Genomic DNA, 26,083 nt, shown 5'->3' on the forward strand with positions numbered 1-26,083 from the left:
TTGATGCATCTTTTAACAGTAGTACAGACCACTAACTTTTACAAAGTTGGCGATAGCATTGGTCATGTTGGGGCTTATTTAGCCGTTATAGTTTTTGCGGCTATGTTTGTATATGCTTGGTTTAAATACGCAAAAGCTTAATCATAACGCTTTTTTACATCGCATTATAAAAGAGAAGGCTTCCCAATGGGAAGCCTTCTCTTTTATGTTTTATGTCCTATTATTTTACCCCTTAGCAAGCAGCTTTTCTATCAGCGCTTTCAATTCCGGTGTTGACGGGCGGGGAGCATCAATATTCACAATATTTCCCTTCTGATCAAATACCATGAAACGGGGAATCCCATTAATATCATAAAATTTGGTGATATCACTCCAGCCGCTCATAAAAATTTGCGTTCCCTTCATCTCTTGTTTTTTCACAAAATCCATCCACTTTTCTTTGTCCTTTGCTTCATCTACAGAACAGCCCAGGAAAGTTACATTCTTTCCCTCCATTTCTTCTTCCAGTTTACTGAGATAAGGCAGTTCTGCTTTGCAGGGACCACACCAGGTAGCCCAAACATCTACTACCACCACTTTTCCCTTCAGATCACTCAGTGATATCTTTTTCCCTGTCAGGTCTTCACCAGAGAAATTCATGGCTGCTTCTCCTGCTGCAAATTTACGTACTGTTTTTTCGTAGGCGAGGTAACGTTGTTTCTGTACATCTGTTACCAGGTATTGTTTTACCGGCTCAAAAGCTTCCGTCAATGCATCAAATGTTTTATAATTACCCAGCGACTCAGTAATAGCTACCGCTTTGATAGAATCATTACAAAACAGGGCTGCTTCTTTACTCAACCGCTCTGTGTTTTTGGGTCTTTCTTTATCCGTGTCCAAAATCATATTGAACGTGGAATAAAGCCTGATGACTGCCGCACCATCGCCGTCCTGCAACAACCTTGCATCGCAATATTTTTTACTTTGGATGATCTGTTTGTAAAAAGCAGGATACTGGCTATGATCCGGATGTGCCGTGCGCGGCGTGAGTAGAAATAACATAGCGGCATGCTCTACATCTATATCCATCATGTATTTCAGCAGATCATTAAACTTTTTGTTGGGAGTATTCACCACAGTTTTCAAACCCGCTACTTTAGGTACAAACGCCTCCAGTTTGGGAAAGTAGGAAAGGTAAGTGGTAGAATCGATGGTGACAGCAGGTTTCATGATTACATTGAGCTGTTCATCCCATTTCTGCAATGCTTTGTTTTCGGCAGACCCGGCCTGCAGTGTGTAACCGTAATCATTAAGCGTTATCTGCAACTGATCTCCCGGTTTCACATATACCCGCGTGTCATGGCCCCTTTTGCCGGTGGCAGACAAATAATAAAACCCTTCTTGGGGAGCTGGCATGGCAAAAGCAAATGCATGCTGCTGATCTACTAAAGTGTTGGCTACTTCTTCTTTCCTGCCTTCTACTACGGCATAAAGGGTGATTTTCCCGACCTTTTCATCGGAAACTTTCCCCTGAATGATAGAAAGAGATGGTGCTGGTGCTGGACCTGCAACAGCATGGGCGCTGGTAAGAGCCATAGAGGCTACTACCGGCAACAGACGGTGTAAGTTCATTTTTGTTTTTTTTAATGGTGGTTGTGATTTGGTTTGGTTGGTTTGGTTTTGATCGTTGTTATTTCAAATATAGAAAAGCCTGTTAGAAATGATTTCTACATTATGTTTAACGGTGAAAAACCGTTACTAAACTATTATTCGGGGCGTATATACTGGTTGTAGTATTGCTCGGTAAAGCGCAGATTTTCTTCATCAAAACATACCAATACCACTTCTTCTATAGCATTGTTCTGTTCCAGGTATTTTACAATGGTGTCCATGGCAATGTTGGCGGCCAGGTCTTTAGGGAAATGATAGATCCCTGTGCTGATATTTGGGAATGCCACAGATTTAAGATGATGACGGCTGGCAAGTTCCAGCGAATGTCGATAACAATTGGCCAGCAACGTTGATTCGTTATGGTTACCATCGTTCCATACCGGCCCAACGGTATGAATCACAAACCTGGCCGGTAAGCGGCCTCCGGTAGTAATTACTGCCTCTCCTGTTTTGCAGCCTCCCTGCCGGGCTACAATGGCCCTGCAGTCTTCCAGTATGGCTGGTCCCCCGGCCCTGTGAATAGCGCCATCCACCCCACCACCGCCCATTAAAGATGTATTGGCCGCATTTACAATGGCGTCCGTATTCATCTTTGTAATATCTCCTTTTATTATTTTAATCTTTCGATATGCCATCAGTTATATAGTTCTTACGTACACTAGTTTACCTGTTTTCTTACCGCTTTCCCTGATATCAATTTCAAAATTCGGGAAACTTTTCAAGAGCAGTAATAACTTATTGAAGCCATAGTTACGGGAGTCAAAGTCTGGTTGTTTTTTCAGCAGCAGGTTACCTAATTCCCCCAGGTAAGCCCAGCCATCTTCATCAGCAATATCATTGATGCTGGTAGATAATAACGTTACCAATTCCTTGTCGGCCTTACTGATACTCTTTTGTTTTTCTTTAGTAGATCTCGGTTTATCCGTATCTGTTTTCTTCTCTCTCACCTGTAATATTTCCAGGTAGATGAATTTATCGCAGGCAGCTCTGAATGCGCTAGGTGTTTTTTGCTCTCCCAACCCATACACGCGCATCCCCGCTTCACGCAGGCGGGTAGCTAACCTGGTGAAATCGCTGTCGCTGGATACCAGGCAAAAGCCGTCTACACGACCGGTATATAAAATATCCATGGCATCAATGATCATGGCGGAGTCAGTAGCGTTTTTACCGGAGGTATAACTGTATTGCTGAATGGGTGTAATGGCATAATCCAGCAGAACGCCCTTCCAGCCTACCACTGTAGGTTTGGTCCAATCGCCGTAGATCCTTTTAAAAGTAGGATTGCCGTATTTTGCCACTTCTTCCAACATCCCTTTTATATTGTGATAGGGAATGTTATCGGCATCTATTAATACAGCCAGCCGGAGGTCACTTGTAGTATTATCCATTGCAGTTGTTTTTTGGGATGAGGGGACATAAACAAATGTAGCCAATTACTGAAAACTAAAAACGTGCTAGTCACAGTCATTTTTGCTGCAACTAACACGCTTAATATCTTTTTGAACAGATTTATTTGAGATAGGAGCGGATCATCCAGGCCAGCTTCAGGTGTTTTTGCATCAATTGTGTAGCAAAATCTGCGGCGCCTTTATCTTTATATTTTTCATCAAATTCATCTATCAGCCTGCGGAGATTGCGGATGATGGTTTCATGGTCATCCAACAGCTCCTTTAATTGTTTTTTCTGATCGTTGCTGTATTCTGACTCTACCAGGTGGGTGAGCTTCAGCACATCAGCATAGCGGCCTTCTGCGTAGTGTCCAATGGAGCGGATGTATTCTGCCACCTCATCCCCGAACTCTTCCAGCTCTTCATATTGTCCTTCATAGAATTTATGTAATTCCATGAAATTAGCTCCTTCAATATTCCAATGGGAATTACGTGTTTTAGCATATACCACTAACTCATCTGCCAATACTTTATTCAATTCTAATGCTATTTGTTTTGTGTTTTCTGCTGAAACACCAATTTCGATTTTCATATCATTGAATTTTTTGGTTCTAATAAATTTACAACTTAAGGAGATAGATAACTATGATGATTGTCATGATTTAACAACCGGTTAATATAAACAGGATTCTCATTCGTTTTGTTCAGGTTATCCGGAAGTGCCGATTACTTTGCGAAAATTGTACCATACTTCTTAATTTTGTGGGCATGTATCAGTCGACAGGAAGAATCTATAGTTTACATTTTATCCTACTCTGTCTTAGCAATGCCCTCTTTTCTGCCAGCTTCAATATGATGATTCCTGAGCTGCCAGCCTACCTTACCCGTATGGGTGGAGCAGATTACAAAGGATATATTATTGGCTTGTTTACCTTGATGGCCGGGCTTTCCAGACCATTCAGCGGCAAACTCACAGATACTGTAGGTCGTGTACCGGTAATGATCTTTGGGTCACTGGTATGTGTGGTTTGTAGCTTAATGTACCCACTTGTTAGTTCTGTTGGGGCCTTCCTGCTACTCCGGTTCTTTCATGGCTTTTCTACTGGTTTTAAACCCACCGGCACTTCTGCTTATGTGTCTGATCTGGTACCTACTGATCGCCGTGGTGGGGCCATGGGTATGGTGGGATTGTTCAGTACGATAGGCATGGCTATGGGGCCGGCTATTGGCGGTTATGTAGCAGTGAGGTGGAATATTAACATCATGTTCCAGCTGTCTGCTGTATTTGCATTGTTATCGGTGGTGATATTGATTGGTATGAAAGAAACGCTGGCTAATAAACAGCCGTTCCGTTTTTCTTTATTAAAGATCTCGCGCAATGAAATATTTGAGCCATTGGTATGGTCGCCGGTACTTATCTGCTTCCTTACTTATTTCAGCTATGGCGCCATCCTTACTATTATACCAGACTTCAGTGCTTTTCTGGGCATTACCAATAAAGGATTGTTCTTTACTTTCTTCACAGCCAGTTCTATTGGCATTCGTTTACTGGCGGGCAAAGTATCCGACAGATATGGAAGAGTACCGGTGTTAAAGATCTCTGCGATATTGATGGCCGGCTCTATGCTGATGATGGGCCTTGCTGCGAGTAGTACGCTTCTATTGGCAGCAGCTGTTGTTTACGGTATTTCTGTAGGCCTTAATTCTCCTGCTATTACGGCCTGGACTGTAGATCTGGGCAGACCAGAACACAGAGGCCGCGCGCTGGCCAGCATGTATATTGCTATGGAGGCTGGTATTGGACTCGGGGCTTATTTTTCTGCGTTTATTTATAACAATAAATCCAACAATTTCCCCATGACATTTTATACGTTTGCTGTTATTACATTGATGGCAACGATATACCTGGCCTTCTTTTATAACAAACCGAAACCAACTGTAGTGCAGTGCCGCGACTAGTTAATCTCTGTCTGCCCCTCTTCTGCAGGATCAGTTAGATCATCAGCAACAGGCGCTCCTAATCCATTTACATACGGTATTATCAACTCATCGGTAGGTGACAGTAAATCTGCAGTCATCTCTTTAGGTAATACTTTTTTATTATCCAGTCCTAACCGGCGCATTCTTTCTGCCCGGCCAACAAGGTTACCATTGCCGGTAGAAAGCTTGTTCATGGCGTTTTCATATACATTCTGACTCCGTTTCAGGTGCTCTCCTATCAATCCCATATCTTCTGCAAAACCAACAAACTTATCATACAACGCACTGCCCTGCCGTACAATTTCTTCCGCATTTTTATTCTGCTTTTCGAGACGCCACATATTATCAATAATCCGCAGTGTGGCGAGTAGAGACGGTACGCTTACCAGGATAATTTTTTTACGGAAAGCAAAGTCGTACAAATCCTCCTCCTGCTGCATAATGGCCAATGCATACGCCGGTTCAATAGGAATGAACAGGATCACAAAGTCGGTGGTATTGTTGTATAGTGTATGATATGCCTTCTGACTTAGCTCACTCACATGATTCTTCACGGATTGAAGATGCATTTTCATGGCATACTGTTTATCCTCTTCATTTACAGCGCTGCAATATTGTTCATATGCCTTCAGTGAAACCTTGGAATCAATAACCAATTGCCTGTTTTCAGGCAGCTGTATAACCAGGTCGGGCTTCCGTAACTGCCCTGTTTCATCCCGTTGCGCGTCTTGTGTAAAATAATGAATCCCCCTTTCCAGACCGGAGGCCTCTAACACCTTTTCCAGGATCATCTCCCCCCAGTTGCCTTGTTTTTTAGAATCTCCTTTTAATGCGTTGGTCAGGTTATTTGCTTCCTTTGATAAGGTTTGATTCAGCAGTAACAGGCGTTGTAGCTCATTCTTCAGCTCTGCCCGTTGTGAGGTTTCCGCCATCAGCGATTGTTGTACACTGCTCCGGAAATTGTCAATCTTTTCAGATAAAGGCTTCAGTACATCATCCATCTTCGCCTGATTCTGCTCCATAAACGTACCGGATATACGATGCAGCAGTTGCTGGGCAATATTCTCAAACTGTATTTTGAAATCCTGCTGTACCTGCTGTAACCGTTCCTTTTCTCCGTTCAACTGTAGCTGCAGGTATTTATTCTGTTCCATTAATCGCCCCTGATCGGACATCAGCGCAGAAAACTCTTCGTTTAACCGTTCCAGTTGCTGCTGTTTTTCCTTTACCAGCAACCCCTTGTCGTCCAGCATACTTTGCAGGTACTCCTGTTTGGCTTCCAGCAGATGATACTTTTCCTGCTGCTGCGCAGCAACTGCCTGCAATGCACTTAGTTGTTGTTCATGAGCAGCTTTCACCACTTGTTGCTGCTGCCTAGCAGCAAACAACAGGTACCCCAGTACCAACATGACAATTCCCGAAACAATTAATAATATCAACATGATAATCTTCCCCTGTGGACAATAATAACGTTTTTCTACGCATTGAATCTGCGTGCTGCGGAAATTGTCTTGCTCAGGATTAAACTGATTATGCTGATTACCCTGATTTTACTTTTTGATTTAAAAAAGATTAGCGAAAATCAAAGCAGATATACCCGCTTTAATCTTCGCTAATTATAAAATCTTTCAAAAATTGAAAAACAAAATCAGGGTAATCAGCATAATCAGTTTAATCCTGAATAAGACAATTTCCGCTTATAGCTGCTCATACAATTTCCGCAACCTTTCACGGGTCATCTGCTGCTGCCAATCCTTGCCCAGGGCATTTTCCCACAGCGGCGCCATACCCAATGATACATTGATCATGGTATCAAACTGCTCATCAGTTAATCCTTTGGTGATACCCTGCGGTATTTCGATGTTGTGTTTCTTCACCATCTCCTTAAATTTCTTTACACCATCAGGGTAAAACTCTTCGAGCTTATCAAACACAATACAGTTACCAATGCCATGTTTGGTGCCCAACAGGTAAGCCAAACCATAACTCACGGCATGTGCCACTCCCACCTGTGAATAAGCGATGCTCATACCACCGGCATAAGATGCCATCATCAGCTTCTCATCCGCATCATCGTCCCATTTCTCTTTCTGCAGGAAAATTTCTTCACACAAATCCTGTGCTTTCTCTCCATAAGACTTACTGAATGCATTCAGATAAGTACCCTGCAGCGATTCTACACAATGAATAAAACAATCCATCGCAGTATAAAAACGCTGATTCACCTCTACCGTTTTGGTTAAGGAAGGATCTAATACGATCTGATCAAAAGTGGTAAAATCAGAGTTCATACCCAGTTTGCGGGTAGGCCCTGTTAACACGCAGGTACGACTTACCTCTGCACCGGTACCGGAAATAGTTGGAACACCCACTTTATACACACCGCGCACTTTCACCAGATCCCATCCCTGGTAGTCTGCAGAAGAACCCGGATTGGTCATCATCAGCGCTACCGCCTTTGCCATATCCATAACAGAACCACCGCCAATACCAATGATACCGGATACCGTTCCAAACTCAGCCTGGAGCTCATCACGGATCTTATCTACATAAGTTGTTTTAGGTTCGTGCGTTACATCGATCACTACAATTTTGTCCTTACCCTGTAAAGGCACACGCGACAAAAATGCCTGCTTATCCCGAAAATACTCATCCACGAAAAATATCATGGGAGCATCACCTACACGCCTTGGGGCCAGTATTTCGCCCAGCTGATCAAAACATCCGCTGCCGTAAACTACGTAGTCCACCATTTTAAAGTTCCTGAATTTCATATATCCGTATTGGTTAGATGTTATAAAAGTTTTGCTGCTTTTTCAAGATCTTCTGGCGTATCAATTTCCACACCCATATAGGATGTTTCTACCATTTTCAGGGGAATACCATTTTCCAGGTAACGCAAACACTCAATCTTTTCAGCAGATTCCAGCGGCGTCATTGGCATTTGGGTAAAATCCAGCAAGGTTTGCCTGCGGAAAGCATAAATACCAATATGCTCGTAATACACCGTTTTAATATCTTTGTTACGTGGATAAGGAATTACTGAACGGGAAAAGAACAATGCGTTGGAATTCTTATCTACACACACTTTCACGTAGTTCGGATCTTCTACCAACACCATATCTTTCAACTCCTGCATCAGGGAAGCTACCTGCACTTTTTTTCCCTCTTCCCCTTCAAATACTTTCAGCAGTTTTTCCAGTGGCGCCCGTTGCGTAAAGGGTTCATCTCCCTGTACATTCACTACAATATCCACATCCATGTCAATAACGGCTTCGGCTATACGATCAGTGCCACACTCATGTTCTTTTTTGCTCATCACGGCTTTGCCGCCGTTATTCACAATTTCGTTAAAGATCAGATCACTGTCTGTTACTACCATTACCTCATCAAATACACCTGTATTTACTGTAGATTCATAAGTGCGCAGGATCACTGTTTTATCGCCCAGTTTGGCCATCATCTTCCCGGGAAAACGGGAGGCACCATAACGGGCAGGTATCAACGCTATTTTCTTCATGATTCCCTTTTTATAAAAAATCCCGTCCCTTTGAGCGGAACGGGATCATTATTTTACAATGCGCTTTTTACAGCTCTCACCAGTTTTTCAGCTCTCTCCTGAATTTCTGCATCACTCCAGCCCAGGTTTATTGGGGTGGAGATATTTCTGCCGATGATAGCATCAGATGCAGGAAATTCTTTTGTTTTGTAAATCTCCATTGCCTGCTGTAAACCTGGCGCAAAGCGGGTTAATACAGCACTTTCTTTAAAATGATCCCATTGGCGGATGTAATGCCAGTTGTTATCATAATAATAGAAGGCGGGCAATCCGGCAGCCTTCATGGCAGCAGCTGCATTACGTGCCTGTTCAGCTTCCGGCAGGAAGAACGACAGGAAAGTAGCACTGTCACCAGCCTCGTCAGGTAAACGGCGGAAAGTTACGCCTGGCACAGTAGCCAGCGCATCTTTAAATATTTTCTTGGTTTTACGTTGTACTTCCAGGAAGTGGTCCAGCTTGCGGATCTGGGCCAAACCCACTGCAGCGTGCAGTTCGGAAATACGGTAGTTGTAGCCAACAAACGGATGCAGATCAGCACCGCGGTCTACACCAAGGTGATCGTGACCATGGTCCGTATAGCCGTCACATTTAGTATATACGTCTTTGTTATTTGTGATAATAGCTCCGCCTTCTGCGCAGGTAATTGTTTTTACAAAGTCGAAGGAGAAGGTACCTGCATCACCAATAGACCCCAGGGCTTTTCCTTTGTAGGAAGCACCGAAAGACTGGCAGGCATCTTCCAGCAGCAGCAGGTTATGTTTTTTACAGATGGCCTGAAGAGCGTCCAGATCCGCCATAGCACCGCACATATGCACCGGCATCACCGCCTTTGTGCGTGGGGTGATAGCAGCTTCCACAGCTTTAGGGTCCAGGGTAAGGGTGTCATCCACATCAACCAGTACTGGTGTAGCGCCTACGGAAAATACCGATTCAAAGCTGGCTACAAAAGTAAATACCGGCATGATAATTTCATCACCGGCACCCAGTCCAAGGGCGGCCATAGCAGTAGTTAATGCGGCTGTGCCACTGGAAGCAAGTTGTGTATACTGTACATTCAGCTTATCGCAAATAGCCTGTTCCAGCTCCTTTGCTTTCCAGATGCCTTTGCGCGGACCATCAAATCCGTAACGCATCATGATACCTGTTTCCAGTACGTCATTTACTTCCTTCCTTTCCTCGGCTCCAAATAGTTCATATCCGGGCATAAGCTGTTGATTTTTAAAATATAATTGAAAAAGATCTTTTTAAATAGTGCTGCAAAGTTACTATAATCAATGTTGCGTTACATCGGAAAAACTGTTTATCTTTTGCTAAAAATTTACCATGCGTTTTATCTTGTTTTTTATCTTGTTGGGATCACTTGCGTTACTGCCAACCCGCACGCTCAGGGCACAACAGGGCGACAAACAAAAAATAGAAACCCTTATGAGTGCCCAAACAGCCGCCTGGAACAAAGGTGATTTGCTGGCATTTATGCAAACATACTGGCACTCAGATTCACTGCTGTTTGTTGGCAAAAACGGTGTTACCTACGGCTGGCAAGGTTCACTGGACCGCTACAAAAAAACCTATCCGGATACTGCATCCATGGGCAAACTGGATTTTAAGCTGCTGGAATTCAAGCCACTGGCTACCGGTGTATATCTTGTAATCGGTAAATGGCACCTGCAACGGAGCATTGGTGATCTTCAGGGACATTTCAGCCTGGTACTGCGGAAAATAAAAGGAGAATGGAAAATTATTGCTGACCATAGCAGTTAATACTCCTCAAACACTTCATTCACAATGGAAAAGACTACTGCGGGCAAAGTGCGGTAATATAGCAGTAGTCATTAACATTAGATTTACAAAAACTATAATCAATTTCTCATATCTACATCCTATCTTCGGGTCCGCAAAATTGTTTTAACCCATAACCGCTGATCAACCAAAAGTAGTTTTAATCCGAATCCTCCTAAAACCAGCATTTAGTTTTAATCCCTGTCCTGTTTAGAACCCGGTATCTATTCACCAATAACTTATAACTGGTTATGCCCGGGAAAATTATGTGTGTTGCCGCCATGTTGCTGGCCCTTTCTATTTTTACCAGCTGTACAAAAGAATCAGCTGTTACCCCCATTGCACCTGCTAAACCTGTTCCGGCAGACACTATCACTGTGCCGGAAAACAAGGTAGACCGCGCCGCCCTCCTGCAATTAGTAAATGGGTTACGGAGTCGTGGTTGTAACTGCGGTGGCGTACCAATGCCGGCCGTAGGTCCGCTCACCTGGAACGGACTGCTGGAAAGAGCAGCTTATGATCATAGTAAAGACATGTTTCTCAATAAGTATTTTGATCATACCGGCCTGGATGGATCGACTCCCGGCACCCGCCTGGATGCCTCCGGTTATCGCTGGAATGTATATGGAGAAAATATTGCCACCGGCAATATGGATGAACAAGCCGTAGTGCTGGGCTGGTTAAACAGTCCTAAACATTGCCAGAACATGATGGCGGCGAAATATAGTGAATTGGGCGTTGGCCGCTATGATAAAGACTGGACCATGGAGCTCGGCACCAGAAGCGCCGCGCAGTAATCAGGGTGCACTCATCTTTTTGCGGAACATACGCCAGGCGAAATACAGATAAGCGATGAGCGATATACCAAACCAGGAATAGAAAAAAAACATCCTGCCGGGGGTTGATTCCTCCGGCACAGCAAAGCCAAGATACAAGCCCAGGAAGACATTGATCATCATCCAGAAAAGACCAATAAAAAGGGTGCGCATGATCTTTATAAGGAAATGAAACAATTCATAATCCATTTTATTGGGGTCTTGTTCTGGTATTTCCGGTTCTTCTGCCATAGTTATTTATATCAACAATACTAAGGTATGCACAGTTTAGCAAGGTCGGTACTATCTCCTTTAAATACATTAAAATCTACTGTGGTACCAATGCCATTTACCCTGCCAATATCGCTGTGCTGCCAAAACATCCAGGTGCGGTCCGACCTCGGCCGCTCTTTCTGATAATAGTGTGCAATCCATAGCGGATATCGATCAAACTCACTGCCAAGATATGTTTCATAGAAATGTATATTGGTGTAGATGATCGGCTTTACTTTATAGATCTTTTCCATTTCCTCCAGCCAGATCTTGGCGGTACCGCGAATCACCGCTGCAGGTTGGTTATTACTGGTTTCTATATCCAATACGGGCGGCAGATCCCCGGATTGCAGATCTACCTCATTTTGAAAATTAATGGCCTGCTTCAGCGGGTCGCGGGTAGCGTAAAAAAAATGATAGGCGCCCCGGATCAATCCAGCCTTGCCCGCTTTGTCCCAGTTCTGTTTAAATGCAGCATCCTGCCGGGTGATACCTTCGGTGGCTTTTATAAATGCAAAGGATATACGAATATTATCTACCTGCATCTGTTTTACCGCATGCCAGTTGATATCTTTCTGAAACTTGGATACATCAATTCCATGGATCTCATAATTTACAGGCATATCTATTCCGAACTCTTCATACCTCACAAATTCTATGCGCTTATCATGCAAACGCCACCATAAATAAGCCAGTATGGCTACTATAACTAATAATAATCTAATCCAGATGCTTTTCACTTTGCTTCAGTTAGTTCCAGGGTAATTGGGTAAGTGCCTTATACAGCCTTATTTTTTACAGCAAGTATAGGCTATAATTTGTTTAAAGGGGCTACTTTTACATTGGTCAAGTGATTTTTTATGCCCGATTTTAATCTGAAAGATACCCTGAATTTGTTTTCCAAATTCACACTGCGCCGCGGTATAAACGCGGGCAAAGTGCTTGGAAGCTATTTTATGAGCAAGTGGACTAACAAGCCCGTGCAGTGGGGATATCCCATTTCTATATCCTTTGAACCAACAACATCCTGCAACCTTCGTTGCCCGGAATGCCCCAGCGGACTAAGAGCTTTTACCCGCCCAACCGGTATGCTGGAACAGGATTTTTTCAGAAAGACGATCGACGAGATTTCAAAAGAATTATTATACCTGATTTTTTATTTTCAGGGAGAACCCTATCTGAATACGGGTTTCCTGGATATGGTGAAATACGCCGCCTCCAAAGGTATTTACACTGCTACCTCCACCAATGCCCATTATCTCACGGATGCCAATGCAAAAAAAACCGTGGAAAGTGGTCTTGACAGACTTATCATCTCTATTGACGGCACTACCCAGGACGTATACACGCAGTATCGCGTAGGCGGCCACCTGGATAAAGTTATTCAGGGCGCTAAAAATATTGTGAAATGGAAAAAGGAACTTAACTCTTCCAAACCATTTGTATTCTTTCAATTCCTCGTGGTAAAGCCCAATGAGCACCAGATTGAAGATATTAAAAGACTGGCCAAAGAAATAGGTGTAGACCAGGTACGGTTTAAAACCGCGCAGGTATATGATTATGAAGAAGGCAACAAATTAATTCCTACCATAGATAAATACTCCCGCTATCACCGCAATGAAGACGGCACCTACGCTATCAAAAATAAGCTGAGCAACCATTGCTGGCGCTTGTGGCACTCTCCTGTTGTTACCTGGGATGGCCTGGTAGTTCCCTGCTGCTTTGATAAAGATGCACAGCACCGCCTTGGCGATCTGAAAAAAGAATCCTTCAAAGAGCTGTGGCATAATAAAGAGTATATCCGTTTCCGTAGTCAGATCCTGGAAACACGCAAAAACATCGATATCTGCGCAAATTGTAGTGAAGGAACCAAGGTTTGGGGATAATACTGCCGTAAATATTTTTTCTGATTGACAATCAATCAATTACTACGTTTATAGTTTAATTACTACAAAAATAGTTTTTAAACTACAAAAATAGTATTAGTTTGGTGTTATGAAAAAATTATCGCGCAAAGAAGAAGAGTTGATGCAGGTAATATGGGACCTGGAAAAAGCATTTGTAAAAGATGCGATAGAACATCTCCCCGATCCCAAACCGCACTACAACACCATTGCCACGCTCATGAAGCGCCTGGAAGACAAAGGGTTTCTTGCCCATCATGAATATGGTGGCTCTTACGAGTATTACCCTATTGTAGGCAAGGAAAGTTACAAACACACATTTATGAAAAAAGTGCTCAACACTTTTTTCGATAACTCCTACCTCAATATGCTGGCTTATTTCGCCAAAGAAGAGAAAATAAGTCCGGATGAAATGAAGCAACTCGTAAAGATGATTGAAAAAGATAAAAACTAACGTGTATGCCTACCCTGTTTTTATATATCCTGCAAACATCCGGCTGTATGGCCATTTTTTATCTGCTCTATATTATATTCTTCCGGAAAGAAACCTTTTACCGGTATAACAGGATCTTGTTACTTAGCGCCTTCGTTTTCTCCGTCATCCTGCCACTATTACCAATTCCAGCCATCTCCTGGTCTGTAAAGGCGCCGAAGGAAGGTTCCGACACACAGGTTTTATTCAATACTAACGTTGTGGCACATACGCAAAGTAGCAATGTAGTATTAAGTCAGCATTGGTGGGATAGCCTGGTACAAAATGCGGGCAGCATTCTGCTGATCATCTATATAAGCGTTGCCTTTATACTGATACTGCTGCATATAATACCGTTACTGAAAATCAGGCGGTTAATGCAACTTGGAAAGATATATAAAGAAGATTACATCACATATGTACATGTACCGGGACTGACCACTCCTTTTTCTTTTTTACGCATTATCTTTTTTGATCCTAACGCTTACGAACACACGGAGTTACAGCATGTGTTACGACACGAAGAAGCTCATGTGCAACAACACCATTCAATAGATAATCTGCTGGCATCTATTTACTGTTGCCTGTGCTGGATAAATCCTTTTGCATGGCTGTCCAGGAAAGCGTTGCAGCTGAACCTGGAATACCTCGCAGATCAGGCGGCAGTGCAAAAGGCCGACGCTGCAACATCCTATCAATACAGTTTACTGAAAGTAGGGGCGCATTATCGCCCAGCCTCCATTGCTCATCATTTTAATAAGTCGTTCATTAAAAACAGAATACTTATGATAAACAAAACCCAATCCCCCCGTTTACGCGCCTGGAAATATTTGTTGATAGTTCCCGCGCTATCCATTGCTGCCGGCCTTTTATCCGCTGCAAAGCCCGCAACCAATACGGATTCAACAGAAAAAAAATACATGATCACGTACAAAGATGTGATCTATGGTGTCGTAACTCCTCAAACTACTGAAGCGGATCTGAATGAAATGAAGCGAACGCTCGCTGCAAAAGATTTCACCTTGACCCTGAAGGATTTCAAGCGAAATGAAAAAGGAGAAATTGATGATGTACAACTGGAGGTGGTGGATTCCAAAGCCGGGAGAAGTGTTTCTACGCACATGAATGAGTCTGCCGGTAACGTCATCTTCTTTTACTGTGAAAAAAAAGGCATGGGAATAGGCACGAATCCTCCTGGGCATAAATCATTCCCTAACAGCCTGTTATATATCGTTGCCAGGGAAAGCCGTGGCCCTGTTGCAGGACTCACAACAGATACTCTTTTTACACAGCGATTTCCCGGTGGAACGGAAGCATATAAAAGGTTCCTGGCCAAAAATATTCGCTATCCAAAAGGAGCGCATGATGCAAAAATTACCGGGTTGGTATCTGTGCAGTACAAATTAAATATGGAAGGATATATCTCTGATATAAAGGTACTTAGCGCGCCACGCGAAGATATGGCGGAAGAGATAATGCGCACCCTCGGAAAAATGCCGCGTTTTGCTACAACAACTGAAGGAAATTCGGAAACGGAAACTATTTCCCTGACTGCGGCCTTTGCATTGGAAGGAGAAAATGGTGAAGTGATAAAGAATCCTGATCCTAAAAAAGCAGACCTCATAATAATAGGTTATACGAGATAGCTATTCTGCCACTGGCTCTTTCTTCTTCTTCCTTCTGTGGGTTACTTTGTTGAAGATATTAATACCCAGTTGTACACCAATAAATTCAAGTGCTGTCATCAATGCCCCGGTAGCAAAGCTTTTAAATTTGCCGCTACCCCAGGCCATCTTGGCCATATTAAAAGCGACATTCATTACACCACTATGTTTTGCGCTACCGGGGATTACAGCATTCAGGGCCATCTTTTTATAGTTGTCCCTGAAATGATCCACCCGGTTACCCAATTCATTTTCCAGCTGCCTGGAGCGCATTTTTAAGCGGGCAATTTCCAGCTCCAGTGTTTCGAAGCTGGTTACTTTTACCTTACGCATGTGTAAACATTTTTCATAGTTTAATCTTTCATTGTGTTTTCAGTTGCTTCTTCATTAGGAACATATCCGGGCTCACCGGTTTTATATCCTGGTTGATTATGAAGATGATCAGAATGTGCTTCGTTATCTTCTATTTCTTCCACCAGCTCTGTTATCAGCAATCTGGCCAGCGGCCGTTGAATCAGCTGTTTACGGAACAACAGAATGATAAGAAATAACAACACAAACAAACCTGCGGCGCAACTAAAGCCAATAGTAAAGCTACCTGTCATTTCACCGATCCAAAAGCCTACTACCATGCCCAGGAACACAATCACAAAAAAGAACAGCAGGAAAGCCATCGTAAGTGAGAAAAACAATCCCAACGCTTTCGATAACTTTCCCGCTGCCTGGAGCTTAATCAGGTCCAGTCTGGTTTCCAGGTATTCCCTGGCTACTTTTCCCGTTTGGTTAAAGTAGTTGCCAAAATTATCTTCCATGCAAAGCAATTTAATCAACTGGAGGTATTATGCCAACTCATTCTCTAACTCATCATGAAACTGATCTTTCTTTTTCCTCCATTTTGCTTTCAGTCTGTCGGATTGATCTTTGAGTTTTTCTACCAGTTCATCTTTTTTATCTGAATTCAGAAAATACCCAACAGCAACGCCTACGGCTGCACCTACAATAAATGAAACCACGGCTTTTGAACTTGTGCTCATAAAAAAGGTTTTAAGATGAGAAAATTAAGGTTTTCGTTTTCCGGTACCTGAAGTTTAACAAACATTATTCCATAATTGAAAGTTACCTAAAACTTTCCAGTTAAGTTTACGCTTAAAGAACAAGCCCCATTCATTTTTGTTTATTGTTCATAAACCGCAACAGACCCGCCGGTCCGCTTTTTGACAATACCGGTTGATTACATCACATTTTGTACTATGAGCTATCTTGACCACGACCGTCTTAAACAAGTAGGCTTCCTGCTTATTATTGTCTTTATCGGGGTACTTCTTTTTATGGAGATGCTTACCTTCTTCCCTGGATTCCTGAGCGCTGTAACCATGTATGTGATCTGCCGTAAATGGATGTTCAGGTTAACAGCGCAACGTAAATGGAATAAGAGTCTGGCTGCTGCCCTAATGATGGTGGAAGAAAACCTCTACTAATACATTCCCCTGAAAGATGAAAATGTGGAAAGACTGGGTAAAGAGTTCAACACTTTGGTAATCGCCAATGCCGTGGGAATTCCCCTCATAGCTATTATCCCGTTGCTGGAAATTTACGGGAACGAATTTGTGAAAAAAAGAAGAGATCTGATAGCACCTGAAACGCATAAAAAAGAGATGATGCCCGGTGCAAACGAAAACACTCAGCGATAGTAGTTATTTTCCGAGATATAGCTGATTACATTGTCCGGCACCATAAAACGTACAGACTTTCCCTCCTTTACCCATTTGCGGATATTAGTAGCAGAGATGTCCAGCATAGGCGCATCCAGCACTTCCAGTTGCGCACCAAAGGTATCTGTGATCTCATGTCCCGGCCGGCGGTACACATAAATCGGATAGTTCTTCACAATGTGCTCAAAGTTTTTCCATCTTGGCAAATTCTGAAAACTATCGCTGCCCATAATGATGGCAAATTCCTGTGTGGGAAACTTTTCACCAAGATAGGTAAGGGTATCTACTGTATAAGAAGGTCGTGGTAAAGAAAACTCAATATTAGAGGCACGCAAACGCGTTTCGTCTTTGATAGCCAGTTCCACCAGGTGAAAACGATCATGCTCATTGAGCAATGCAGATGATGGTTTCAGCGGATTCTGCGGAGAAACAACCAACCATACTTTATCAAGATCAGTATTGTACGCTACGTAATTGGCAATGATCAAATGCCCCGTGTGTATAGGATTAAAAGACCCAAAATACAAGCCTATTCTCATGTTTCATCGTATAAATTGCCAATGGCTACATCAATAATGCGTGTAAAAATAGGTATTTAATGCGGGAACATGGAAATAAGGCTTATTCAAGCGGCTTGAACTGCTCAAACACCTGCCCACAGGACTTACAAAAATGAATAGCCCGGCAAAGTGTGGAGCCAAACGGGGAACGCAGATAAGTTTGCTCACTGCCACAGTGCGGACATGGAGTATGTAACATAATTTCTGCCCGCACCTCTCCTTCCAGTATCTGTGGTGGTGCTATCCCAAAGTTTTTTAATTTCTCTTTGGCTGCATCCGTCATGCGGTTGCTCTCCCAATGCACCTGCTTGTCTATTTCTACGGTAACGGCTATACCGAGTTCATTTTCAACAACCGTTTTTATATTGTGCTGAATATAGCTCACTGCCGGACAGGCGGCAAATGTGGGAATCATTTTGATATGCACCCCATCTGCTACCATGTCCACTCCGGTGATCATCCCCAGGTCTATCACGCTTAAAACCGGTATTTCCGGGTCCATCACGTGTTCCAGGGATTCATATACTGCTGCTATAGAAATTGTTTGCGACATTTTTTACCAGCTGGCCTCCGTATCCAGGTTAAACACTTCTCCCATTTCTTTTAACAACGGCTGGAGATATTCCGTATGAAATCCTTGCCGGCCACCGTATACCGGTGTAATGGTACTCATATCCGGCAAATTCAATGACGATTTTACCAATACCGGGTAAATCCGCTCCTGCCAGCGATGATACAGTTCTTTTTCACCAGGATACACCTTATCGGCAATCAGGGTTGCTTCGTGTTCCGGAGATGCTTCAAAAATACCGGCTGCCAGCGCAATGGTATTATTCAACGCTGTTTGCATGCGGGCATAACTTTCTTCTCCGGCATTGCTCAGCTGCATAATCCAGGCATCGGCATGCAACGTATGGTACTTTAGCTCTCCTTTCACTTTTTTGCTGAGTAGCTGAAAAGGTGCGAAGCTGCTGTTTTGCAGGCTTTCATATCTTACCGTTTCGGCCTGATCAAACAAAAAATGCCGCATCAGGCTAAAATCATATTCACCATTAGGCAGCTCCACCAGATGAGAAGATTGGAATGCTTTTTCAGAACGTATAAAAGCAAATCTATCCGGATGTTCACCTCCAAGATCTTCGTGCAAAATACGGTATAATGCCCAGGCATGGCCTATTTTGTCCTGCGCCATAGAAGAAAAAGCAATATCTTCTTCCATCACAGGGCCTAAACCTGTCCACTCAGAATTGCGATGCCCCAGTATCAGTTCATCGTCCGCCATTTTTATAATCAGGTCTTTCAGTGCTGCGTTATTACTCATTTGGATTGTTTGAATTTGTTGATCTTTTCCATCACTTTAAACCCGCTGGCATCGCGATAGGTTTTTTCCAGGTTGTTGGCAAACATATCCTCATCCTCTACATCAAAAGCAAGGATATCTGCACTCTTCACCACCCATAGGTTCACACATTTTTTACGACGCGCAAATTGCTCTTTTGCAAACACCAGCGCCAGCAGAGGATCCGGCGCATGCACACAACCTACATGCTCATGGTGTGCGCCTCTTTTATCCTGATGAAAAACTTCGTACACATTCCAGTTCTCCCCTTCTTCTACTTTTATCACTTCTCCGGCAGCACCCAGTTTTAGCCTGTTTACGCGCGGATCTAAAGAATCGTTCGACATGAATCAGTGAATAGTTTTTATTAGTATTATTTTTTTTGTGAGATGATTACGCACGGTATTTTCCCGCATCATCCCGCTTTACAGGCATGCTAACGTATAAGGATATACGCTTTATGCCACTGGCATAGCACGTTTTTGTCCGGGATTCATCAGTGCCTTGCGTACCCAGCGCCCCTGCTCTTCTGCCCATTTACGCACCCGGAGCCGCTCTTCATTACAAGGGCCGCCGCCGTTGATCACCCGGAAAAACTCATCCCAATCAGGATCTGAATATTCCCAACGACCGGTATCTGCATTTTTACGCAGATTTGGATCCGGAAGTGTTAATCCCAGCTCCCATATTTTAGGAACATATGATTCCAGGAATTGATTGCGCATTTCATCATTGCTGGCCATTTTCACTTTCCACTGCATCAGCTTTTCGCTATGTTGCGAGCTTTTGTCCGGAGGTCCAAAGAAGTGCATAATAGGCTGCCACCAACGGTTCAGCGCATCCTGCACCATATCTCTCTGTGCCGGTGTACCGGCTGCCAGCTCAATAAATGCATCATGCCCCTGTTTCAGGTGAAAGCTTTCTTCATAACAGATACGCTCCAGTGCCCTGCAGTAAGGACCATAAGAACCCTTTGCATTGGCCACCTGGTTTACAATGGCAGCTGCATCTATCAGGAATCCGATCACCGTCACATCTGCCCATGTTTCTGCGGGGTAATTAAATACATTGGAGTATTTAGACTTACCGCTGAGCATGTCATTGATCATGGCTTCCCTTGATTTACCAAGTGTTTCAGCTGCATTGTAGAGTAGTTGTCCATGGCCTATTTCGTCCTGTACCTTGGCAATTAATGCGAGTTTCCGTTTAAAACCAGGCGCCCGTGTAATCCAGGTACCTTCCGGTAATGCACCGATAACTTCAGAGTGGGCATGTTGCTCAATCAGGCGAATCAGTTGCCTGCGATATTCTACCGGCATCCAGTCGCCGGGTTCTATCTTTTCGCCTCTGGCAATACGTTCCTCGAAAGCAGCCAGTTTTTCCGGCTCATCATGTTGTTGCTCTTCCCGCAACTGTTTGCCATTAGGCTCATCAAAAATATATCCACCGCCGTACATAGTGCGATTGTTTTGGTCGATACGTAAATTACGGAAAAAAGCCCGTTTAAGGCAGAAAATGATTGTTAAAACACGGGTAGTGAAATGTTATAGAATCGCCAAATTTTGCCGGTATGAATCATATCGGCGGGCATTGTGGTAAATTTAGTGGTAGCTATTCCACTCATGCTTTTACCTGTTACCATATTTTGCCTCCTGTATTTGCCTTCCGGGCATAAACTGCCGCGTTCCGCTGTACCATCTCCCAAAAACCTAACCGTTATCCTACTCACTTTTGATGAAAACCATGCACCGGAATCCCCATTGTCCGATACTATTTTTTATTCAGCGCAAAGGCGGTTGCAATGGGATGACTTTCTGGCAAAACCATCTCCTTCCGGTCCCAGTGCTGCCGTGGCTTACACCAGCTTTTCCTATGACGGCAACAGCAGCCTGGCACATGACACCCTGAAAATTACACTACGCTTGCAGGTATTTTTTATAAAAAGTGCCTCCTGGGTAAGACCCGACGCCAAAAACAACTATGCCCTGGCACACGAACAACTGCATTTTGATATCACCCGGCTGGTAGTAGAAAGATTTAAACAAAAACTCCGGCAAACGGCGTTAAACCGCGACGACTACGACAGTATCATACAATATCAGTATCTTCAATCCTTCCGGGAAATGAACCGCCTGCAATATAAATTTGACCAGGAAACCAATCATGGCCTGAATCCTGCCGCACAAACCCGTTGGCGCGATAAGGTAAATGTAGGGCTGAAAAATAACGGTGTACTTCCCGAAGAACTTGGTATTGAGAGTATAAAATTTTAGCTGAAATAATTTAAAAATCGTAGATTATCCTTATCGTTTAGCCATACCAGTTATATAGTATAAAACAGTATTCATGCAACCAATTTACCCGTACAAATGGCTGATAACAAGCCTCTTCCTTATTTTCCTATTGCCATCCTGCAGGAAGCACGACAACGGAGCAACACCAGACACCGGAGGTAAAAATGTAAACGACAGCATTTTCTTTGTCTTTAAAGATATTTACCTGTGGCCGGATGCTATTCCCGATTCTGCCACTTTCCGGCCCTCCAGCTATGCGGCTACCACAAGCATGTTCAATGCACTCAAGCAGTATAAAAAAGATGATGCCGGCAATGTAATGGACAGATACAGCTTTCTGGATGATGGAAGTACTTCAAGAGCCCTGCAGCAAGGCGTTGTAGGAGATATTGGCTTTGAAGTAGGTTTCCAGACAGCCACCACCCTTTACGTCGTGTATGTTTATCCTGGTTCTCCGGCAGATAAAGCGGGCATCAAACGCGGCTGGAAACTGGCCGCTGTTAATGGTGTGAGCCAATTTCAACAGGACCAGGCCACCAATACATTACTGAACAATGCTTTAGGCGGCAAGAGCGCCACCTTTGGCTTTGTTAAACCAGATGGAAGTACACAACAAAACACCCTGGCAGCAGTAGATTATAAACTGAATCCTATTCTTTACGCGAACACGTTTAACTTCAATGGTACCAAAGTAGGCTACTTCGTGTTCAATAATTTTGTGGCACTATCGGATGTAAAAACCGGCATAGATTCCATCTATGACGCCTGGTCAAAAGCAGGTGTGAAACAGCTGATAATAGATCTTCGCTATAATGGAGGGGGCCTCATCGAAACAGCGGAATACCTGGCTAATAAAATGGTTCCCGCTGCAAGGAATAACACAGAAATGTATTCACAATACTTTAATAACAATGTGAATACCAATACTTACAGCAGCTACTTCACCAATATGAAAGCAGTACCGTATTTTCCTACTGAAAACTGGACAGATATCTTTCACAGTGAAGCAACTACCTACAAAACAGCTAAGTTTCAAAAACAAGGTACGCTTGATCTGTCCAGGGTGAGTTTCCTGGTAACAAGAAATACAGTGTCTGCCAGCGAATTGTTATATAACGTACTTAAACCCACCATGACCACCACATTGGTAGGCGACACCACCTATGGCAAGCCTGTTGGATTTATCAACATTTCTTTCGGTAAATACGATATGTATGCTGTTTCTTTCCAGATTAAAAACTCAGCAGGTGAAGGAGATTATTTTAAAGGCATCAAACCAGACATCAAACAAATAGATGATTATACTACTGATTGGGGTAATTTGAATGATCCCATTCTTCGCTCGGCCTTACTGGATATGGGCATTCCGGCAAATCAGCTGGGAAGATCTGCTAAAATGGCTACAGACAGAGTGGGCAGAATTCCGGTGAATAACCTGCAGTCAACAAAGTTTAAAGGTATGATACAAACGATCAGGAAATAACGATCTGTTTATAAATAAAAAAGCCGGCATGGATCCTCAACAGATCTATGCCGACTTTTTTATTTATCTCTATGTATTCTACATTGTTCTTACCGCATTGTATTTATTCTCCGGCATATCGCGATCCATTTTTTCCACTATCTGCAAAATAGCCTGCACCGCTCTGTAGTAAAAGGAATGATTAATGCGTGTATATTCATCCGTTAGGTGATGATAATCCGGATGATCTTCTACCCCGAAATATAGGAAAGGAATTTTTTGTTGATAGAACTCGTACTGGTCGCTTTGTTTGGTCCAGTCTTCTGTACCGGTATCCGGTTTATCATGTCCTGCAATCAGCTTTACACTACTGCCGGCCGCAGCTTCATCAATATATTTTTTCAGGTCAGGATATTGATAGGTGCCACATACATACAATTCATTTTTGTCGTTATGCGCAATCATATCCATGTTAATGTTTTGACGGATTTGCGTAACAGGCACCGGAGGCTGTAACAGAAACGCTTTTGCACCTTGTAATCCTTCTTCTTCTCCATCCAGCGCTGCAAAAATAAGTGTGTAACGGGGAGGATGTTTTTTGAAGTATTGTGCCATTGCCAGCAATCCGCCTACGCCGGAAGCGTTATCGTCGGCGCCGTTGTACACCGTGTCCTGGGAGGTGGCTGTTGCGGGCGTAGTCCCTAAGTGATCATAATGGGCAGAGATCACGATAACCTGACTTAATTTGCCCGGGATATAGCCGTACAGGTTAGTACCCATTACTTTTTTATCTCCTTCCTGAAAGTAAAAAGGATATTCGTAGGTGTCGTGGTAAGCAGACAAACCTATCTTTTTAAAACGGTCAATGATGTAAAACTGCGCCATGCGGCTACCGCGGGTACCTGCTTTACGGCCTTCAAACTTGTCGGCAGAAAGGGTACGGATATCCTTCATCAGCAGAGAAGAATCCACCGTTGTTTGTGCCAGCACAGGTAAAGCAAATAGCAGGCAAAAGCTGTAACAAAGCAATTTCATAAAACAATGCATTTATGGTTAACTACTATTGCAATGTACAAGATATTATTTGAAGATCTGGAAGATGATAAAACTGCAAACATATGCCAGTCCGGTCATGTAAAACAGCTGTATAACCGGGAATTTCCAGGATTTAGTTTCACGTTTTACAATCGCCATGGTGCTCATACACTGCATCGCAAAAGCATAAAACAGCATAAGTGATAATCCGGAGGCCAAAGTATACACTGGCGCACCGTCGGGCCATTTGGCAGAAGACAGTTTCTCCCGCAGGGTGGCGTTGTTATTTTGCGGGTCTTCGCCTACACTATAGAGTGTAGCCATAGTACCAACAAATACTTCGCGGGCAGCAAAAGAAGTGATCAACGCAATTCCTATTTTCCAGTCAAAGCCCAACGGACGGATGGCCGGCTCAATTGTATGGCCAAGTACACCTGCATAGGAATTAGATAATTTAGCAGATTGAAATTGTTTATTGAGAACAGCTGCTTCCGGAGAATCGGCGGGCACCTGCGCCAACAGTTGCTCATATTTGGCGTGTACCGGTTGCATTTTGCTTACCGGGCCATAAGAAGCCAAAAACCAGAGGATCACAGATATTACCACAATTACTTTACCGGCATCCCGTACAAATATTTTTGCCTTTTCCACCATCGTAGTACCCACGTTTGCCCAGCGCGGAGCGCGGTAAACAGGTAGCTCCATGATAAAATAACTCTTCTCTTTAATGCGTATAAACAACTTCATGATAGCAGCTATGAAGATAGCCATGAAGAATCCCAACAGATAAAGTCCCATCATCACCAACCCTTGTAAACCAAGAATGCCCAATACCCGCTTGTCCGGAATTACCAGGGCAATCATCATGGTATAAATAGGTAATCTCGCAGAACAACTCATGAGCGGTGTTACCATGATGGTGATAAGTCTTTCTTTTTTATTTTCGATGGTGCGGGTAGCCATAATAGCCGGTACCGCGCAGGCAACACCACTAATCAGCGGCATCACGGATTTACCGTTCAGTCCCACCTGTCGCATCAGGCGATCAGTGAGAAAGCTGATGCGGGCCATGTAGCCGGTATCTTCCAGAATTGTGATCAACCCAAACAGGATCATGATCTGCGGAATAAATACAGCAAAGCCGCTAATACCCGCCAATATTCCGTTTATAAAAAAATCAGTTACCTTATTATCGGGCAATGTGCTGCTTAACCATCCGCTCAGCGCGCCAAAGGAGCCTTCAATCCAATCCATCGGATACTTTGCCAGCCAAAAGATGCTTTGAAACAGGAGGAACATGACAGCCAATAAAATAGCATAGCCCCAGAAACGATGCAGCAGCAGGTCATCAATTTTTTCAGAACGCAGCTGTTTCTGCAACGGATCATTTTCTACTACCGATGCTTTCATGATATGCTTTATGCGCGCATATCGCTGCATAATTTCTTCTGCCTGTGTCTTGGTTTTATTAAACTGATGGGTTTGTAAAATGTTTCTGATGGCCAGTTTCTGCCCTCCGTTCACAAATGGCAGCTCTTCCGCATTTACGGCTATATGCAGGGCACCATAATCGCTTTTGCAGGGAACTACTTTCTTTATGTCCTCAATAACTTCATTGGCTAATGCGCTATTGTTGATAAAATCTCTTGGCGGTGCGTTATAATGCGAACGCGCGGAGAGGTCAATGATCTTTTTTAATTCCCCAACACCCTTGTTCTTCCGTGGGTTAATAGCCACCACCGGTACACCTAATTCTCTTTCCAATCCATCCAGGTCTATTTCCACACCTTTCCTGCGGGCAATGTCCATCATCGTTAGTGCTATGATGACGGGTATTTTAAGATCTATGATCTGGGAACAGAAGAGGAGATTGCGTTTCAGGTTGGAGGCATCCGCAACAATTATCACCATACGGGGAATATCTGTATTGTTGGGATTGATCAGCACATCATAGGTTACGTACTCATCTGCACTTTTGGGATACAGGCTATAGGTACCCGGCAGATCAATAATATTGGCGGTAATGCCAGGTACTATTTGAGCCGTTCCCGTCTTTTTGTCTACTGTTACACCTGGAAAGTTGCCCACTTTTTGGTTTAACCCAGTGAGTGCATTAAAAAGGGAACTCTTTCCACTATTCGGATTTCCTACCAGTGCGATGTTTATGGGAGCCTGCATTCCTTATCTTATCCTATTA

At 43.5% G+C, this 26,083-nt stretch carries 30 protein-coding genes; 10 read left to right on the forward strand and 20 right to left on the reverse strand.

Annotation, left to right across the window (positions count from 1 at the left end):
* Positions 1-225: 225 nt before the first annotated feature.
* The 4 genes from CLV51_RS02860 to CLV51_RS02875 all read right to left on the reverse strand — a co-directional run bounded on the left by CLV51_RS02860 (position 226) and on the right by CLV51_RS02875 (position 3,630).
* Positions 226-1,611 carry a TlpA family protein disulfide reductase gene (locus CLV51_RS02860; protein WP_106526495.1) on the reverse strand — a complete coding sequence of 462 codons (1,386 nt, stop codon included), beginning with the start codon at positions 1,609-1,611 and terminating at the stop codon, positions 226-228.
* Between the two features lie 134 nt (positions 1,612-1,745).
* Positions 1,746-2,285 carry an O-acetyl-ADP-ribose deacetylase gene (locus CLV51_RS02865; RefSeq protein ID WP_106526496.1) on the reverse strand — a complete coding sequence of 180 codons (540 nt, stop codon included), beginning with the start codon at positions 2,283-2,285 and terminating at the stop codon, positions 1,746-1,748.
* 3 nt (positions 2,286-2,288) lie between these two features.
* Positions 2,289-3,038, reverse strand: coding sequence for an NYN domain-containing protein (locus CLV51_RS02870; RefSeq protein ID WP_106526497.1), 750 nt, complete (start codon positions 3,036-3,038; stop codon positions 2,289-2,291).
* Between the two features lie 121 nt (positions 3,039-3,159).
* On the reverse strand, positions 3,160-3,630 hold the full coding sequence (locus tag CLV51_RS02875; RefSeq protein WP_106526498.1) for a Dps family protein: 471 nt from the start codon (positions 3,628-3,630) through the stop codon (positions 3,160-3,162).
* A gap of 176 nt (positions 3,631-3,806) precedes the next feature.
* On the opposite strand from CLV51_RS02875, the gene CLV51_RS02880 reads away from it, so the two are divergent.
* Entirely contained in the window at positions 3,807-4,997 is a 1,191-nt protein-coding gene (locus CLV51_RS02880; protein ID WP_106526499.1) for an MFS transporter, read from the forward strand.
* Here the strand turns inward: CLV51_RS02880 and CLV51_RS02885 are convergent.
* From CLV51_RS02885 to CLV51_RS02900, 4 genes are all read right to left on the reverse strand, one after another.
* Complete coding sequence (locus tag CLV51_RS02885; protein WP_106526500.1) at positions 4,994-6,460, reverse strand: DNA recombination protein RmuC; 1,467 nt, start codon at positions 6,458-6,460, stop codon at positions 4,994-4,996. The two genes, CLV51_RS02880 and CLV51_RS02885, sit on opposite strands and share 4 nt — an antisense overlap.
* Positions 6,461-6,715: 255 nt before the next feature.
* On the reverse strand, positions 6,716-7,792 hold the full coding sequence (locus CLV51_RS02890; protein ID WP_106526501.1) for an iron-containing alcohol dehydrogenase family protein: 1,077 nt from the start codon (positions 7,790-7,792) through the stop codon (positions 6,716-6,718).
* A 20-nt stretch (positions 7,793-7,812) separates the two neighbouring features.
* On the reverse strand, positions 7,813-8,538 hold the full coding sequence (gene kdsB, locus CLV51_RS02895) for a 3-deoxy-manno-octulosonate cytidylyltransferase (RefSeq protein ID WP_106526502.1): 726 nt from the start codon (positions 8,536-8,538) through the stop codon (positions 7,813-7,815).
* Between the two features lie 53 nt (positions 8,539-8,591).
* Positions 8,592-9,782 (reverse strand): DegT/DnrJ/EryC1/StrS family aminotransferase, encoded by a 1,191-nt coding sequence (locus CLV51_RS02900; protein ID WP_106526503.1) that lies wholly within the window; start codon positions 9,780-9,782, stop codon positions 8,592-8,594.
* Positions 9,783-9,900: 118 nt separating this feature from the next.
* Between CLV51_RS02900 and CLV51_RS02905 the strand changes: the two genes are divergently transcribed.
* Complete coding sequence (locus CLV51_RS02905; RefSeq protein ID WP_106526504.1) at positions 9,901-10,338, forward strand: YybH family protein; 438 nt, start codon at positions 9,901-9,903, stop codon at positions 10,336-10,338.
* A gap of 269 nt (positions 10,339-10,607) precedes the next feature.
* Positions 10,608-11,153, forward strand: a complete 546-nt coding sequence (locus CLV51_RS02910; RefSeq protein ID WP_106526505.1) for a CAP domain-containing protein — start codon at positions 10,608-10,610, stop codon at positions 11,151-11,153.
* Here CLV51_RS02910 and CLV51_RS02915 read toward each other — a convergent pair whose 3' ends face one another.
* Together CLV51_RS02915 and CLV51_RS02920 are read right to left on the reverse strand one after the other, a co-directional pair.
* A complete protein-coding gene (locus CLV51_RS02915) occupies positions 11,154-11,423 on the reverse strand; it encodes a hypothetical protein (protein ID WP_106526506.1) in 270 nt (89 codons plus the stop codon).
* Positions 11,424-11,443: 20 nt separating this feature from the next.
* The gene (locus CLV51_RS02920; protein WP_106526507.1) at positions 11,444-12,184 is read right to left on the reverse strand and encodes a glycoside hydrolase family 25 protein; all 741 of its coding nucleotides are present in this window, start codon (positions 12,182-12,184) and stop codon (positions 11,444-11,446) included.
* Positions 12,185-12,304: 120 nt separating this feature from the next.
* On the opposite strand from CLV51_RS02920, the gene CLV51_RS02925 reads away from it, so the two are divergent.
* From CLV51_RS02925 to CLV51_RS02935, 3 genes are all read left to right on the forward strand, one after another.
* Positions 12,305-13,330: an SPASM domain-containing protein gene (locus tag CLV51_RS02925; RefSeq protein ID WP_106526508.1), complete on the forward strand. Its 1,026-nt coding sequence runs from the start codon at positions 12,305-12,307 to the stop codon at positions 13,328-13,330.
* 109 nt (positions 13,331-13,439) lie between these two features.
* Complete coding sequence (locus CLV51_RS02930) at positions 13,440-13,802, forward strand: BlaI/MecI/CopY family transcriptional regulator (RefSeq protein ID WP_106526509.1); 363 nt, start codon at positions 13,440-13,442, stop codon at positions 13,800-13,802.
* Between the two features lie 5 nt (positions 13,803-13,807).
* Positions 13,808-15,466, forward strand: a complete 1,659-nt coding sequence (locus tag CLV51_RS02935; protein ID WP_106526510.1) for a M56 family metallopeptidase — start codon at positions 13,808-13,810, stop codon at positions 15,464-15,466.
* On the opposite strand, the gene CLV51_RS02940 is transcribed toward CLV51_RS02935, so the two are convergent.
* The 3 genes from CLV51_RS02940 to CLV51_RS02950 are packed head-to-tail and all read right to left on the reverse strand — an operon-like array spanning position 15,467 to position 16,518.
* Positions 15,467-15,817, reverse strand: coding sequence for a hypothetical protein (locus CLV51_RS02940; RefSeq protein WP_106526511.1), 351 nt, complete (start codon positions 15,815-15,817; stop codon positions 15,467-15,469). It abuts the gene before it with no gap.
* A gap of 20 nt (positions 15,818-15,837) precedes the next feature.
* Entirely contained in the window at positions 15,838-16,296 is a 459-nt protein-coding gene (locus CLV51_RS02945) for a hypothetical protein (protein ID WP_106526512.1), read from the reverse strand.
* A 27-nt stretch (positions 16,297-16,323) separates the two neighbouring features.
* Positions 16,324-16,518: a YtxH domain-containing protein gene (locus CLV51_RS02950; protein ID WP_106526513.1), complete on the reverse strand. Its 195-nt coding sequence runs from the start codon at positions 16,516-16,518 to the stop codon at positions 16,324-16,326.
* A gap of 216 nt (positions 16,519-16,734) precedes the next feature.
* Here CLV51_RS02950 and CLV51_RS02955 point away from each other — a divergent pair, with 216 nt between their 5' ends.
* Together CLV51_RS02955 and CLV51_RS02960 are read left to right on the forward strand one after the other, a co-directional pair.
* Positions 16,735-16,962: a hypothetical protein gene (locus CLV51_RS02955; RefSeq protein ID WP_106526514.1), complete on the forward strand. Its 228-nt coding sequence runs from the start codon at positions 16,735-16,737 to the stop codon at positions 16,960-16,962.
* A gap of 24 nt (positions 16,963-16,986) precedes the next feature.
* On the forward strand, positions 16,987-17,175 hold the full coding sequence (locus CLV51_RS02960) for a hypothetical protein (RefSeq protein WP_106526515.1): 189 nt from the start codon (positions 16,987-16,989) through the stop codon (positions 17,173-17,175).
* Here the strand turns inward: CLV51_RS02960 and nadD are convergent.
* The 5 genes from nadD to paaA all read right to left on the reverse strand — a co-directional run bounded on the left by nadD (position 17,166) and on the right by paaA (position 20,552).
* Entirely contained in the window at positions 17,166-17,735 is a 570-nt protein-coding gene (gene nadD, locus CLV51_RS02965) for a nicotinate (nicotinamide) nucleotide adenylyltransferase (RefSeq protein WP_106526516.1), read from the reverse strand. The genes CLV51_RS02960 and nadD overlap by 10 nt on opposite strands.
* Positions 17,736-17,817: 82 nt before the next feature.
* A complete protein-coding gene (paaD, locus tag CLV51_RS02970; RefSeq protein WP_106526517.1) occupies positions 17,818-18,309 on the reverse strand; it encodes a 1,2-phenylacetyl-CoA epoxidase subunit PaaD in 492 nt (163 codons plus the stop codon).
* 3 nt (positions 18,310-18,312) lie between these two features.
* A complete protein-coding gene (gene paaC, locus CLV51_RS02975; RefSeq protein ID WP_106526518.1) occupies positions 18,313-19,077 on the reverse strand; it encodes a 1,2-phenylacetyl-CoA epoxidase subunit PaaC in 765 nt (254 codons plus the stop codon).
* Positions 19,074-19,442, reverse strand: a complete 369-nt coding sequence (locus tag CLV51_RS02980; protein WP_106526519.1) for a 1,2-phenylacetyl-CoA epoxidase subunit B — start codon at positions 19,440-19,442, stop codon at positions 19,074-19,076. Before CLV51_RS02980 ends, paaC begins: the two co-directional genes overlap by 4 nt.
* 111 nt (positions 19,443-19,553) lie before the next feature.
* Entirely contained in the window at positions 19,554-20,552 is a 999-nt protein-coding gene (gene paaA, locus CLV51_RS02985) for a 1,2-phenylacetyl-CoA epoxidase subunit PaaA (protein ID WP_106526520.1), read from the reverse strand.
* A 135-nt stretch (positions 20,553-20,687) separates the two neighbouring features.
* Here paaA and CLV51_RS02990 point away from each other — a divergent pair, with 135 nt between their 5' ends.
* Both CLV51_RS02990 and CLV51_RS02995 read left to right on the forward strand, forming a co-directional pair.
* Positions 20,688-21,368 carry a hypothetical protein gene (locus tag CLV51_RS02990; RefSeq protein WP_146151215.1) on the forward strand — a complete coding sequence of 227 codons (681 nt, stop codon included), beginning with the start codon at positions 20,688-20,690 and terminating at the stop codon, positions 21,366-21,368.
* A 73-nt stretch (positions 21,369-21,441) separates the two neighbouring features.
* Positions 21,442-22,872, forward strand: a complete 1,431-nt coding sequence (locus tag CLV51_RS02995; protein WP_106526522.1) for a S41 family peptidase — start codon at positions 21,442-21,444, stop codon at positions 22,870-22,872.
* A gap of 78 nt (positions 22,873-22,950) precedes the next feature.
* Here CLV51_RS02995 and CLV51_RS03000 read toward each other — a convergent pair whose 3' ends face one another.
* Both CLV51_RS03000 and feoB read right to left on the reverse strand, forming a co-directional pair.
* Positions 22,951-23,886, reverse strand: a complete 936-nt coding sequence (locus CLV51_RS03000) for a M28 family peptidase (protein ID WP_106526523.1) — start codon at positions 23,884-23,886, stop codon at positions 22,951-22,953.
* 45 nt (positions 23,887-23,931) lie between these two features.
* Positions 23,932-26,064, reverse strand: coding sequence for a ferrous iron transport protein B (gene feoB / locus CLV51_RS03005; RefSeq protein WP_106526524.1), 2,133 nt, complete (start codon positions 26,062-26,064; stop codon positions 23,932-23,934).
* Positions 26,065-26,083 lie beyond the last annotated feature (19 nt).

The sequence above is a fragment of the Chitinophaga niastensis genome, assembly GCF_003014755.1.
Taxonomy (GTDB): Bacteria; Bacteroidota; Bacteroidia; order Chitinophagales; family Chitinophagaceae; genus Chitinophaga; species Chitinophaga niastensis.